The sequence below is a fragment of the Belnapia rosea genome, from assembly GCF_900101615.1.
In the GTDB taxonomy this organism is placed as follows: domain Bacteria; phylum Pseudomonadota; class Alphaproteobacteria; order Acetobacterales; family Acetobacteraceae; genus Belnapia; species Belnapia rosea.
Genome location: NZ_FMZX01000001.1, coordinates 1,096,004 through 1,108,614, shown reverse-complemented (window position 1 = coordinate 1,108,614; position 12,611 = coordinate 1,096,004). Strand labels below are relative to the sequence as shown.

Genomic DNA, 12,611 nt, shown 5'->3' with positions numbered 1-12,611 from the left:
GGCAGGATGCCCGGATGGAGGAGCCCATGCCCGATGCCGCCCCGCTCGAGGCGAGCCTCGACCGCGCCGCGGCGCTCTGCGCCCGCCGCGGCGCCCAGCTGACCGAATTGCGCCGGCAGGTCCTGCGCCTGGTGCTGGAGAGCGGCCAGCCGGTCGGTGCCTATGCGCTGCTCGACCGGCTGAAGGCCAGCCGCGCCGGCGCCGCCCCGCCCACGGTCTACCGGGCGCTCGACTTCCTGGTGGAGCAGGGGCTGATCCACAAGGTGGAGCGGCTCGGTGCCTTCATCGGCTGTGCCGAGGTCGAGGACCATCCGGAGGATTGCGACTGCGGCGCGGCGCATGACCACCCGCACCAGTTCCTCATCTGCGCCCGCTGCGGCGGCACGACCGAGATCAGCGATCCGGGCGTCGCGCTGGCGCTGCACCGCGCCGCCGCCGCCGCCGGCTTCGACCTGCGCCGCAGCACCGTCGAGGCGGAGGGTATCTGCGCCGTCTGCCGTGGGGCGGAGGGCGCGCACCATGCCGCGCATGGGTGACCGGCCGATGCGGCGGCGCCTGCTGTCAGCCCTGCTGTCCGGGACCGCGCTGGTCTGGTCCCGGGCCCAAACTCAGGCCCAAACCCAGGCCCCGGCGCGCCCGGATGCGCGGAAGGCGGAGCTCGACCGCGCATTCGACGCACTACGCACCGCGCCCAACGAGGCAGGCGCCGCGCTGGTCGAGGCCCGGATCCGCGCCCTTTGGGCCCAGGGGGCCAGCCCGGCCGCGGCCCTGCTGCTCCGGCGGGGTGCCCGCAACCTTGAGGCAAGGCTGTCGGGTGAGGCACTCGAGGATTTCGATGCCGCGATCACCCTGGCGCCGGAATTCGCCGATGCGTGGTTCCTCCGCGCCCAGGCCTATCTCGGCGCGGGCGATCCGGCGGCGGCGGCGCGCGACCTGCAGGAGGTGCTGCGGCTGGAGCCGCGCCACTGGCCCGCTCTCGTCACCCTCTCGGCCATCCAGGACCAGGCAGGCGATGCGAGAGGCGCCCTGCGGAGCCTCTCCGCCGCGCTCGGCATCAATCCGCAGATGCCGGGCGGTGCGGCGCGCCTCCGCGAGCAGCGGCGGAAGGCCGAGGGCGAGGCCACGTAACCGCGAGCTTTCATTCCCATGCTGCATGGCAGCAATCCGGAATGATGAGTGGAATGTCATGTCTCCTCGGCTCAGATTGCCGCCATGCAATCTTTGCTGCCGCCGGTCGAGCGGCAGTCGGCCGAGGGTCCCCGGTTATGAACGAGCTTCTCTCCATCCTGCCTTGGGCCTTCGGCCTGGTGGCCGCCGCTGCGGCGCTGTCGCAGACCCGCTGAGCTTGCCGCGGCGCCATCGCCGGGGTTCCGCGGGCAGGTACGGATCATCCATCCGTAGCGGCTGGCCGCTTGCGGCTCAGGCCTCGATCAGGCCGCGGATCCGCCGGGCAAGGGCCCCGGCCTCGAAGGGCTTGGCGATCAGAGCCATGCCTGGCTCCAGCCTGTCGCCGGAGAGGCCCGCCGCATCGGCATAGCCCGTGACGAACAGGATGCGGAGCCCCGGCCGCAACACCCGCGCCGCATCGGCCAGTTGCCGGCCATTCATGCCGCCCGGCAGGCCGACATCCGTGACCATGAGGTCGAGGCGCCGGTCCTCGCCCAGCAGCTTGAGCGCCTCCCGCCCGTCAACCGCCTCCAGGGCGCGGTAGCCGAGGTCGCGCAACACCTCGACCAGCACGCTGCGCACCACGGGTTCGTCCTCGACGATGAGAACGGTCTCGCCCAGTTCGGCCTTCGGCGCGCTGGCGAGGCCGGCGAGCACGCTGTCGCGCACCGTGGTCGCGCCCCCCGCATAGTGCGGCAGGCAGAGCCGCACCGAGGTGCCCTCGCCGGGCGCGGTGCGCAGGCTGACCATTCCGCCCGACTGCCGGACGAAGCCATAGATCATCGACAGCCCGAGCCCGGTGCCCTGACCGATGGGCTTGGTCGTGAAGAAGGGATCGAAGGCGCGCGCCGCAACGGCCGGCTGCATGCCGCTGCCGGTATCCGTGACGGTGATGCCGATGTAATCGCCCGGTGATGCCTCCTCGCCGGGGCCGATCCGGACCGGGGCGGCGCTGATGCGGAGCCGCCCGCCCTTCGGCATCGCATCGCGGGCGTTGATGACGAGGTTGAGGATGGCGTTCTCGAGCTGGTTGGGGTCGCAGAGCGTCGGCGCGAGGTCGGGGGCGATGTCGATCGAGAGGGTGATGGACTCGCCGATCGTCCGCCGCAGCAACTCCTCCATGGAGCGGATGAGGCCGGGTATCTCGACCACCCGCGGGTCGAGCGGCTGGCGGCGGGCGAAGGCCAGCAGCCGCTGGGTCAACGCTGCCGCGCGCTCGGCCGATTCGGTCGCCGCGGCCACATAGCGTCCCGTCTCCGCCACCCGGCCCTCGGCCACCCGCTTCTTCAACAGGGCGAGGGAGCCGATGATGCCGGTCAGCAGGTTGTTGAAATCATGCGCGATGCCGCCGGTGAGCTGGCCGACCGCCTCCATCTTCTGTGCCTGGCGCAACTGCTCCTCGGCGGCGCGCAACGCGGCGGCCGCCGATTTCTCGGCGGTGACGTCGCGCCCGACGGCATGGATCAGCCCGTCGGCGGGCACCGCGGTCCAGGAGATCCAGTGCCAGCCGCCGTCGCGGTTCCGGTAGCGGTTCTCGAAGCGAGGAGTCGGCTGGCCCTGGGAGAGGCGGCGGATCTCATGGAGCGTGGGCTCGAGATCCTCCGGATGCAGCAGGTCGACAAGGTGTTGGCCGGGGAGGGAGGCCTGATCCCAGCCGAGAAGCAGCGACCAGGCTGGGTTGACCGCCGAGATGACGCCATCGAAATCGGCGATCAGCATGAGCTCCTGCGAGAGCAGCCAGATCCGGTCGCGCTCGCGGGTGCGCTCGGCGACGCGATTCTCCAACTCGGCATTGAGGCGGTGCAGGGCCGCCTCGGCGGCGCGCTGCTCCTCGATATCGATGTTCATCCCGACCCAGGTCAGGATGCGTCCTTCGGCATCCTGCAGCGGCACGCCGCGCGCCAGCGTCCAGCGATAGCCGCCGGCATGGTGGCGCAGGCGGTACTCGATCTCGTAAGTGCCGTGCGTCGCGACGCAGGCGGCCCATTCGGCAGCGACACGGGACCGGTCATCGGGATGCACCGCCTGCTGCCAGCCATGGCCGATCGAGTCCGCCTCGTCCTGCCCGGTGAAGGCGCACCAGGAGGGGGAGCGCTCCAGCATCCCGCCATCGGGGTGACAGGTCCAGACGATCTGGGCCGAGGCCTCGACCAGGGCACGGAACCGGGCTTCGCTCAGGGTGACCGACTGGGCCGCTGCCTGACGCTCGGAGATGTCGATCACCGAGCCGATATAGCCGAGATACTCCCCAGCCTGGCCGAAGCGAGGCGCTGCGGTGTCCAGCACATGGGCATAGGCGTCATCGGCACAGCGAAGCCGGTAATCGGACTGGAAGGCCTGCCGTCCGGAATTCGCGGTACGGAAACCGGCCTCGGCCCGGGGCCGATCCTCGGGATGAACGGCGTCCAGCCAGCCGAATCCCTCGCCGGCCGCTCGCTCCTGGCCGGTGAATTCGTACCAGCGACTGTTCAGGTAGCTGCAGCGCCCGTCCGGCTCCGTCGTCCAGATCATCACCGGGGCATGGTCCGCCATGGTGCGGAAGCGCGCCTCGCTCTCGCGCAGCGCGGCTTCCGCCGCGGCACGTTGCCGGCCGGCGAGAATCTGGCCGGTGGTCTCGGTGCAGGCGCAGAACATGCCGGCGACCATGCCCGCCTCATCCCGCACCGGGCTGTAGGAGAAGGTGTACCAGGTATCCTCGGGGTAGCCGTGGCGCTCCATCACGAGATGCAGGTTCTCGGACCAGGTGGCCTCGCCGCCCATGGCGCGGTCGATCAGCGGGGCGATGTCCGGCCAGATCTCCGCCCAGATCTGCTGGAAGGGGCGGCCGAGCGCCCAGGGATGCTTGGTGCCGAGGATGGACCTGTAGCCATCATTGTAGAGGAAGCCGAGCTGCGGCCCCCAGGCGACGAACATCGGCTGGGGGCAGGCGAGCATCAGCCCCACCACCGTCCGCAGCGAGGCTGGCCAGGTGTCAGGCGGCCCGAGGGGCGAGAGCGACCAGTCGGCCGCCCGCATCATCGCACCCATCCCGCCGCCACCCATGAGGAAGGCAGCGGCAGGGGATGGGGCCTCGGTGTCTGGTAACAGTTTCAGCGGAACCTCATGGCGGCGAGAAGCCGGGGCCAGCCCAGCCAGCCCCGGCACATAGGCACACAGGTTGTTCCGTCAACTCCAGCAATGAACCGAGTTGTCGGTCACATGCCGAGGGCGCGCTTGTAGAGGTCGAGCAGCGTCTCCTGCTCCTCCACCTCGGCGGGCTCCTTCTTGCGCAGCGAGATCAGCTGGCGGACCACCTTCACATCGAAGCCCGCCGATTTGGCCTCGGCGAAGATGTCCTTGATGTCGTTGGCGAGGGCCTTGCGCTCCTCCTCGAGCCGCTCGATCCGCTCGATGATGGACCGCAGGCGATCGACGGCGATCCCACCCACTTCCGGGTCGGGATCGGCCGCTTGCCGGGCGCGGCTGGCCCGGGCTTCGTCTTCGAAATCGATGTCGCTCATCTGTTGCTTGGCTCCAGGGCGGGCGGCGCTCCTACCGCGCCCAGGGCCGGGCAGCAACGAAGATCAACCATGGCCGGGGTTGGAGGCGGCGAACTGCGCCTTCTGTGCCTCGCCCGCCTCCTTCTGGTGCTTCGCCTGCCACTCCTTGTAGGGCATGCCGTAGATGATCTCACGCGCATCCGGGTCAGCCAGCGGGATGCCCTTTTCCTCGGCGGCGCCGCGGTACCACTTGGACAGGCAGTTCCGGCAGAAGCCGGCCAGGTTCATCAGGTCGATGTTCTGGACATCGGTCCGCTCGCGGAGGTGCTCGACGAGGCGGCGGAACGCAGCAGCCTCGAGCTCGGTGCGGGTGGCGGGGTCGATCTCGGGTGTCGGCATGGGTCTCTCCTCTTTCCGGCCCTAGATGGTCCATCCGGGCCCGCTTCGCCATACTCCGCACCGCAATCGGGCCTGCAAGCGGGAGGGAGTTGAGGCATGGCGGCATCCTGGGACGACGCGGCGGCACGGGCGGCACTGCATCGGGTCTTCGCCGCGGCGCTGGCGGCGGCGGATCCGCTGACCGTGCTGCCCGCCCATCTGCCGGAGCCGCCGCAGGGGCGGACCATCGTGGTCGGCGTCGGCAAGGCGGCGGCCAAAATGGCGCTGGCGGTCGAGCGGGCCTGGCCGGACCGGCCCCTTTCGGGCCTCGTCATCACCACCCATGGCGCGGATGTTGCCCCGCCGCGAGGCGGCGAAAGCCTGTTTCCGCCGCCCGGCCGGCGGATCGCGGTGCGCTTCGGCAGCCATCCGGTGCCGGATGCCGCCGGCGCGGCAGCGGCGGCGGAGATGCTCGGGCTGCTGCGGGGCCTGTCGGCGGATGACCTGGTGCTGTTCCTGGTCTCGGGTGGCGGCTCCTCCCTCTCCACCCTGCCGGCGCCCGGCCTCACCCTCGACGAACTGATGGCAGTGAATCGGGAGCTGCTGCGCTCCGGCGCGCCGATCGGGGAGATGAACTGCATCCGCAAGCACCTCTCCGCCTTCTCCGGCGGGCGGGTGGCGGCAGCGGCCCATCCGGCGCGGGTGGTGACGCTCGCCATCTCCGACGTCCCGGGGGACGACCCGGCGGTGATCGCCTCCGGCCCGACCGTGCCCGACCCGACCAGCTTCGCCGAGGCCCGCGCACTCGTCGCCCATTACCAGATGGAGCTGCCCGCCGCGGTCATGCGCCATCTGGAGGCGGCAGAGGAGGAAAGCCCGAAGCCGGGCGACCCGCGCCTCGGCACGCCCGACCTGCGGATGATCGCGACGCCGATGCTGGCGCTCCGCGCCATGGCGCGGGAGGCGGAGGCGCTCGGCCTCGCCCCCCTCATCCTCGGCGATGCGCTGGAGGGCGAGGCGGCCGTGCTGGGCAAGGTCCTGGCCGGCATCGCCCGCAGCAGCGCCGCGCATGGGCTCCCGGCGGCGCGGCCTTGCCTGCTGCTCTCGGGCGGCGAGACGACGGTGACCCTGCCGGCGGGGGCACGCGGGCGGGGCGGGCGGAGCATGGAGGGGCTGCTCGGCCTGGCGCTGGCGCTGGAAGGGCATGCCGGGATCTGGGCGCTGATGGCCGATACCGACGGGATCGACGGCAAATCCGACGCCGCCGGGGCTATCGCAACGCCGGATACCCTGGCGCGGGCACGGGCGGCGGGGCTCGACCCTCGGGCGATGCTGGCGGCGCATGACAGCTACGGGGTCTTCGCCGCGCTGACGGACCTGATCGTCACCGGGCCGACGCTGACCAATGTGAACGATGTCCGCGCCATCCTGGTAACTTAAAGATACCTTCAAATTTAAGGCGCGCCAGCTCCTAGGCGGCGCACCTTAACATTCCTAAGCTGGGCGCATGCGTGATCCAGCCCTGGAAGACATCCTCGCCCGGCGCGGCGCCGTTACCCGCATCGCCGGCGCGCTTGGCATCTCACCCGCCGCCGTCTCGCAGTGGCAGCGCGTGCCGGTGGAGCGCGTGGCGGAGCTGTCCCGCCTGCTCGACCTGCCACCGCACCGGCTGCGGCCCGACCTCCATCAGACCCCGCAAGAAGGGAACGCGCCCCGTATGGCCACCCGCATACCGCTACGCCGCCGCCGCCGGACCAAGATCGTGGCCACATTGGGTCCGGCAAGCTCCTCGCCCGAGGTGATCGAGCGGCTCTACCGTGCGGGTGCGGATGTATTCCGGCTCAATTTTTCCCATGGCACCCATGCCGACCATGCCGAGCGCATCGCCATCATCCGGACGCTCGAGCAGAAGGTGGGGCGGCCGATCGGCATCCTGGCCGATGTGCAGGGGCCGAAGCTCCGCGTCGGGCGCTTCCAGGGCGGGCGGGTGCAGCTGCAGACCGGCCAGCCCTTCCGCCTCGACCTCAGCCCCAATCCGGGCGATGTGCGGCGGGTGCAGCTGCCGCACCCGGAGATCATCAAGGCGGCGCAGATCGGCACCTCGCTGCTGCTCGACGATGGCAAGCTGCGGCTGCGGGTGACCCGGGTCCGCGAGGACCACCTGGAGACGGAGATCATGGTGGGCGGCCCGCTCTCCGACCGGAAGGGCGTCAACGTCCCGGACGTGGCGCTGCCGATCCCGGCGCTGACCGAGAAGGACCGCGAGGACCTCGCCTTCGTGCTCGACCTGGGGGTCGAGTATATCGGCCTCAGCTTCGTCCAGCGGCCGGAGGACGTAGCCGAGACCAAGGCGATCTGCGCCGGCCGTGCCCTGGTCATGGTGAAGATGGAGAAGCCGCAGGCGGTCGAGAATCTCGATGCCATCATCACGCTCGCCGATTGCGTCATGGTGGCGCGTGGCGATCTCGGGGTCGAGTTGCCGCCGGAGGAGGTGCCGCTGGTACAGAAGCGCATCGTCCGCGCGGCGCGGGCGCTGGGGCGGCCGGTGGTCGTCGCCACGCAGATGCTGGAGAGCATGATCTCCGCCCCGGCGCCGACGCGGGCTGAGGCCTCCGATGTGGCGACCGCGGTGTTCGACGGCGCGGATGCGGTGATGCTCTCGGCCGAGACCGCGGCGGGGCAATATCCGTTCGAGGCGGTCAACATGATGGACCGCATCGTGGCCCGGGTGGAGCAGGACCCGGACTGGCGGTCGCTCACCAACAACTCCCGGCCAGAGCCGGAGGCGACCAGCGCCGGCGCGATCGCCGCGGCAGCGCGGCAGGTGGCGCATACCATCCAGGCGCAGGTGATCGCGACCTTCACCTCCACCGGCTCGACGACCCTGCGCGTGGCGCGGGAGCGGCCGGATTGCCCGATCCTCGGCCTGACCGCCAGCATCGAGAGCGCGCGGCGCCTGGCCGTCGTCTGGGGCGTGCATCCGCTGGTCGCGCAGGAGCCGCATTCGATGTCCGACATGGTGGCGAAGGCGTTGCGCGCCGCGCAGACGGAAGGATTCGCCACGCCGGGGCAGGAGGTCGTGGTGACCGCGGGGGTACCCTTCGCCACGCCAGGCACGACGAATGCGTTGCGGGTGGCGAGCGTGAAATAGGGCACAGGGAGAGGCGGGATGAAGAAGCTGGTCAACGACCCGCGCCAGGTGGTGCGGGAGATGCTCGAGGGCCTCTGCGACCTGCACCCCGGACTCGCCTTGCTGGAGAACGAGGAGGTCGTGGTCCGTGCCGGGCTGCCGCCGCCCGAGGCGCGGCCGGTCGCGGTGCTCTCGGGTGGCGGGGCCGGGCATGAGCCGGCCCATGCGGGCTATGTCGGCCCGGGGCTGCTGGCGGGGGCCATCGCCGGTGATGTCTTCACCTCGCCGAGCGTCGATGCGGTGCTGGCCGGCATTCGCGCCGCGGCCGGGCCGGCCGGGGCGGTGCTGATCGTCAAGAACTACACCGGCGACCGGCTGAATTTCGGCCTCGCCGCCGAGCTGGCGCGGGCCGAGGGCATCCCCTGCGAGGTCGTGGTCGTCGCCGATGACGTGGCGCTGCGCGACATGGTCCCGCCCGACCGGCGGCGCGGCATCGCCGGCACCGTGCTGATCCACAAGCTGGCGGGCGCCGCGGCGGCCGCGGGGCAGGGGGCGGGGCAGGTGGCCGCCATCGCCCGCGCCGCGGCGGAGGAGCTCGGCAGCATGGGCGTCGCGCTCGGCGCCTGCACCGTCCCGGCGGCGGGCAAGCCAGGCTTCACCCTCGGCGAGGAGGAGATCGAGCTCGGCCTCGGCATCCATGGCGAGCAGGGTGTCGAGCGCGGGGCGATGGCCTCGGCGGATGCGCTGGTCGAGCGGATGCTCGGCATGATCCTGGCCGATCGCGGCCTCGGCGCCGGGGACCGGGTGGCGTTGCTGGTCAACGGCCTCGGCGGCACCCCGCCGATGGAACTCGCCATCGTCGCCCGCCGTGCCATCGGGCTGCTGCGCGAGCGGGAGCTGGTGGTGGAGCGCGCCTGGGCCGGCAATTTCCTCACTGCGATCGAGATGCCGGGCTGCTCGCTCTCGCTGCTGACGCTGGACGATGCCCGCCTCGCCCTGCTGGATGCGCCCGGCGAGGCGCCGGCCTGGCCAGGCGATGGCCGCATCGCGCCACGGCTGGTGCTGGCAGCCCCGCCGGCCGCACCCGCGCCCGCTGCCTCGATGGGGCCGCTGGCGCCTCGGCTGTGCGCCGCAGCCATGGCAATTGCAGCCGCGCTGGAGGCGGCGGAGCCGCGGCTCACCGAGCTCGACGCCGCCGCTGGCGATGGCGATCTCGGGATCAGCATGGCCCGCGGCGCAGCCGCCCTCAGGGCGATGCCGGATGCTGCTTGGGCCGATCCGCCCATCGCGCTGGCGGCGATGGGGGAGGCGCTGCGTCGTGCCCTCGGCGGCAGCTCCGGCCCCTTCTATGCCGCCGGCCTGCTGCGCGCCGCCCGGGTTCTGCCATCCATGCCGGGGCCGGCGGATTGGGCGGCCGCTCTCCAGGCAGCGACCGAAGCCATCACCGAGCTCGGTGGTGCGCAGCCAGGGGACCGCACCATGGTCGATGCGCTGGCGCCTGCGGCCAAGGCTCTGGCGCAGGGGGGGCTTGCCGCCGCGGCGGAGGCGGCCGAGGCCGGCGCGGCGGCGACCACCGCCATGGCCCCACGCCTCGGACGGGCAAGCTACCTCGGCGAACGGGCGATCGGCGTGCCGGATGCCGGCGCGGCGGCGGTCGCCATCTGGCTGCGGGCGCTGGCGAAGGCGGCTGGATAGGCGGGGCGGCACAGGCCTGCTGTTACTGGTTCCCTTGGCGGATCGCGGTTTGACCACCGGGACCCGCTCCCCCATGCTCGGCCCGGGACGGATCGCCGCAGCGCCAAAGGAACCCTTATCGATGTCCGATGCCATCCCCTTGCTCGATCTCGGCCCCGCCTTCGCCGGGGAACCCGGTGCGCTGGAGGCGACCGCCGCCGAGCTGCGCCGCATCTGCGAGACCGTCGGCTTCCTCTTCATCGCCAATCATGGCGTGCCCTTCGAGCTGGTGGACGCGACCTTCGCGGCGGCCGCGCGCTTCCACGCCCAGCCGCTCGAGGCGAAGATGGCGGTGAAGCTCGACGACGCGATGCAGGGCTACCTGCCCTACAAGAGCAGCACGACGCGGGCCAATGGCCTCGTCGCCGTGCGCAAGCCGAACGAGAACGAGGCTTTCTTCGTCAATCCGGAACGCGACCCGGCGCGCCCGGCCAATCGCTGGCCGGAGGCCATCCCCGAATTCCGCGAGGTGACGCTGCGCTACTTCGCCGCGCTCGAGGCGCTGTCGATGCGGCTGCTGCCGATCTATGCCCGCGCGCTCGACCTGCCGGCCGACTACTTCACGCCGCTCTGCGACCGCTCGCTCAGCTCCCTGCGGCTGACCCACTACCCACCGGTCGCATACGGTTCGGACGAGTACGGCATCGCGCCGCATACCGACTCGAGCTTCTTTACGCTGCTGGCGCAGAATCCGGTGCCCGGCCTGCAGATCCGCACCCAGGCGGGCGAGTGGATCTCGGCACCGGTCATCCCCCGGACCTTCGTGGTCAATACCGGCGACGTGCTGAACCGCTGGACCAACGGCCGCTTCCTCTCGACGCCGCACCGCGCCTTCAACACGATGGACGCGCCGCGCTACGCCATCCCCTACTTCTTCCACCCCAATCCCGAGACGATGATCGAGGCGCTGCCGACCTGCGTCGATGAGGCGAACCCACCGCGCTTCCCGGCGCAGACGGTCGGCGAGTACATGGCCTGGTTCCGTGGCCAGAATTACGCCCATTTCCGTAAGGATGCCGCCACCGCCGCATAGCGCGGCCAATAACGCCAGCCACGGCCCAACGCCCCGAAGGAGTGCGTCCATGAGGCTGTGCCGCCTTGCCCTGCTGCTCGCCCTGTTGCCCTTCGCCGCCTCGGCGCAGGAGCGCAGCCGCACGCTGCGGGTGTCGCTGAACACCGAGCTGCAGATCCTCGACCCGCTGATGACGACCATCAACGCCACGCGGGTCTTCGCCTATCTCGTCTTCGACACGCTGGTGAGCCTCGACGCCGAGGGGCAATACCGGCCGCAGATGCTGCAGGGCTGGGAGATCAGCGCGGACCGGCTGACCTACACCTTCACCCTGCGCGACGGGCTGGAATGGAGCGACGGCCAGCCGGTGACGGCCGAGGATTGCGTCGCCTCGATCCGCCGCTGGGCGCGGCGCGAGGCGCTCGGCGGCCAGCTCATGGCCGCCACGCGGGAGATGCGGGTGCTCGACGCCAAGCGCTTCGAGATCGCGCTCAACCGCCCCTTCGCCTTCGTCATCGAGGCGCTCGGCAAGGCGGGGCACACCATTCCGGTGATGATGCCGGCCCGCATCGCGGCGGGGGACCCGAACACGGCGGTGACCGAGATCGTCGGCTCCGGCCCCTACCGGTTCCTGCAATCGGAATGGCGGCCTGGCGAGCGGGCCAGCTTCGTCCGCAATCCGCGCTACCGGCCGCGGGAGGAGCCGCCCTCGGCGCTGGCCGGCGGCAAGGTGCCGAAGATGGAGCGGATCGAGCTTCTCAGCATCACCGATCAGGCGACCCGCGCGGCCGCGCTCGAAGCCGGCGAGCTCGACTTCCTGGAGATCCTGCCCTTCGATTTCATCACGAGGATGCGGCGGAACCGGAACATCGTGGTCGGGCAGCCGCGTGGCATCGACCAGTTCCTCTCGGTGCTGAACGTCAACCATGCGGTGCCGCCCTTCAACGACCCGGCCATACGCAAGGCGCTGCAGGCCGCGATCGTGCAGCCGGAGGTGATGGCGGCGATGGGCCTGCCGGACGACATGCTCGTCCCCTGGTGCGGCTCGATCTATATGTGCAACGCCGCCGGCACGACCGAGGCCGGGACCGAGGGGCTGCGCGCCGCCTCGACCGAGCGGGCCCGCGGCCTGCTCCGCGCCACCAGCTACCGGGGCGAGCCGGTGGTCTTCCTCCATGCGGCCGCCTCGGCGCTGCTCAACCCCATCGGCCTCGTTATGGCGGACCAGATGCGGCGGGCGGGCTTCAATGTCGACCTGCGCAGCACGGATTATGCAACGGTCGCGCAGAAGCGGCTGAGCCGGGCGCCGGTGGAGCAGGGCGGGTGGTCCGTGGCGCCGATCGTGCTGAACGGTGTGGACCTGGTGAACCCGCTGGCCAATCCGCTGATCGCCTATAACTGCGTCGAGTATCCCGGCTGGTACTGCGACCCGCGCCTCAAGGACCTCACCGCCCGTTACTCCGAGGCGGCGACGCCGGAGGAGCAGCGGGCCCTTGCGGATCAGCTGCAGACGGTGGTGCATGATGCCGTGACCTTCATCCCCGGCGGGCAGTTCGCCGGGCCGCCGGCCTGGCGGGCCGACCTGCGGGGCGTGGTGCCGTTCAGCTTCCCGGTCTTCTGGGGGCTGGAACGGCGGTGAGCCGCCTGCCGCCGGGGCCTTGCCCCAGGGCACCAGCCGTGCCATATGCCGCGCGCTGTCGCCGGGACTACC

The 12,611-nt window shown here is 71.3% G+C and carries 10 protein-coding genes; 7 read left to right on the top strand and 3 right to left on the bottom strand.

The genetic code is table 11. From position 1 onward, the window contains the following. Positions 1-14: 14 nt before the first annotated feature. Both BLR02_RS05330 and BLR02_RS05325 read left to right on the top strand, forming a co-directional pair. Positions 15-536, top strand: coding sequence for a Fur family transcriptional regulator (locus BLR02_RS05330; RefSeq protein WP_245704619.1), 522 nt, complete (start codon positions 15-17; stop codon positions 534-536). Further along, positions 520-1,128 (top strand): tetratricopeptide repeat protein, encoded by a 609-nt coding sequence (locus tag BLR02_RS05325; RefSeq protein WP_090661140.1) that lies wholly within the window; start codon positions 520-522, stop codon positions 1,126-1,128. The genes BLR02_RS05330 and BLR02_RS05325 overlap by 17 nt, the downstream gene beginning before the upstream one ends. A gap of 291 nt (positions 1,129-1,419) precedes the next feature. On the opposite strand, the gene BLR02_RS30305 is transcribed toward BLR02_RS05325, so the two are convergent. From BLR02_RS30305 to BLR02_RS05310, 3 genes are all read right to left on the bottom strand, one after another. Beyond that, positions 1,420-4,194, bottom strand: coding sequence for a PAS domain-containing hybrid sensor histidine kinase/response regulator (locus BLR02_RS30305; RefSeq protein WP_245704618.1), 2,775 nt, complete (start codon positions 4,192-4,194; stop codon positions 1,420-1,422). Between the two features lie 167 nt (positions 4,195-4,361). Continuing rightward, on the bottom strand, positions 4,362-4,667 hold the full coding sequence (locus tag BLR02_RS05315) for a DUF2312 domain-containing protein (RefSeq protein ID WP_090562129.1): 306 nt from the start codon (positions 4,665-4,667) through the stop codon (positions 4,362-4,364). A gap of 63 nt (positions 4,668-4,730) precedes the next feature. Further along, positions 4,731-5,045: a DUF1244 domain-containing protein gene (locus tag BLR02_RS05310; RefSeq protein WP_090661135.1), complete on the bottom strand. Its 315-nt coding sequence runs from the start codon at positions 5,043-5,045 to the stop codon at positions 4,731-4,733. 96 nt (positions 5,046-5,141) lie between these two features. Here BLR02_RS05310 and BLR02_RS05305 point away from each other — a divergent pair, with 96 nt between their 5' ends. The 5 genes from BLR02_RS05305 (at position 5,142) to BLR02_RS05285 (ending at position 12,539) form a co-directional block, all read left to right on the top strand. Then, positions 5,142-6,464, top strand: coding sequence for a glycerate kinase type-2 family protein (locus tag BLR02_RS05305; RefSeq protein ID WP_090661132.1), 1,323 nt, complete (start codon positions 5,142-5,144; stop codon positions 6,462-6,464). A gap of 277 nt (positions 6,465-6,741) precedes the next feature. After that, positions 6,742-8,175, top strand: a complete 1,434-nt coding sequence (pyk, locus tag BLR02_RS05300) for a pyruvate kinase (RefSeq protein ID WP_090661610.1) — start codon at positions 6,742-6,744, stop codon at positions 8,173-8,175. 18 nt (positions 8,176-8,193) lie between these two features. Continuing rightward, positions 8,194-9,849: a dihydroxyacetone kinase family protein gene (locus BLR02_RS05295; protein WP_090661129.1), complete on the top strand. Its 1,656-nt coding sequence runs from the start codon at positions 8,194-8,196 to the stop codon at positions 9,847-9,849. A 121-nt stretch (positions 9,850-9,970) separates the two neighbouring features. Continuing rightward, positions 9,971-10,921, top strand: a complete 951-nt coding sequence (locus BLR02_RS05290; RefSeq protein WP_176849381.1) for an isopenicillin N synthase family dioxygenase — start codon at positions 9,971-9,973, stop codon at positions 10,919-10,921. Between the two features lie 49 nt (positions 10,922-10,970). After that, positions 10,971-12,539, top strand: a complete 1,569-nt coding sequence (locus tag BLR02_RS05285) for an ABC transporter substrate-binding protein (RefSeq protein ID WP_176849380.1) — start codon at positions 10,971-10,973, stop codon at positions 12,537-12,539. Positions 12,540-12,611 lie beyond the last annotated feature (72 nt).

Bases quoted from the DNA above. Each gene is read 5' to 3' on its own strand.
- pyk (WP_090661610.1), top strand. From the start codon at position 6,742: ATGGCCACCCGCATACCGCTACGCCGCCGCCGCCGGACCAAGATCGTG.
- BLR02_RS05330 (WP_245704619.1), top strand. From the start codon at position 15: ATGGAGGAGCCCATGCCCGATGCCGCCCCGCTCGAGGCGAGCCTCGAC.
- BLR02_RS05325 (WP_090661140.1), top strand. From the start codon at position 520: ATGCCGCGCATGGGTGACCGGCCGATGCGGCGGCGCCTGCTGTCAGCC.
- BLR02_RS05310 (WP_090661135.1), bottom strand. From the start codon at position 5,045: ATGCCGACACCCGAGATCGACCCCGCCACCCGCACCGAGCTCGAGGCT.
- BLR02_RS30305 (WP_245704618.1), bottom strand. From the start codon at position 4,194: ATGGGTGCGATGATGCGGGCGGCCGACTGGTCGCTCTCGCCCCTCGGG.
- BLR02_RS05305 (WP_090661132.1), top strand. From the start codon at position 5,142: ATGGCGGCATCCTGGGACGACGCGGCGGCACGGGCGGCACTGCATCGG.
- BLR02_RS05315 (WP_090562129.1), bottom strand. From the start codon at position 4,667: ATGAGCGACATCGATTTCGAAGACGAAGCCCGGGCCAGCCGCGCCCGG.
- BLR02_RS05295 (WP_090661129.1), top strand. From the start codon at position 8,194: ATGAAGAAGCTGGTCAACGACCCGCGCCAGGTGGTGCGGGAGATGCTC.
- BLR02_RS05285 (WP_176849380.1), top strand. From the start codon at position 10,971: ATGAGGCTGTGCCGCCTTGCCCTGCTGCTCGCCCTGTTGCCCTTCGCC.
- BLR02_RS05290 (WP_176849381.1), top strand. From the start codon at position 9,971: ATGTCCGATGCCATCCCCTTGCTCGATCTCGGCCCCGCCTTCGCCGGG.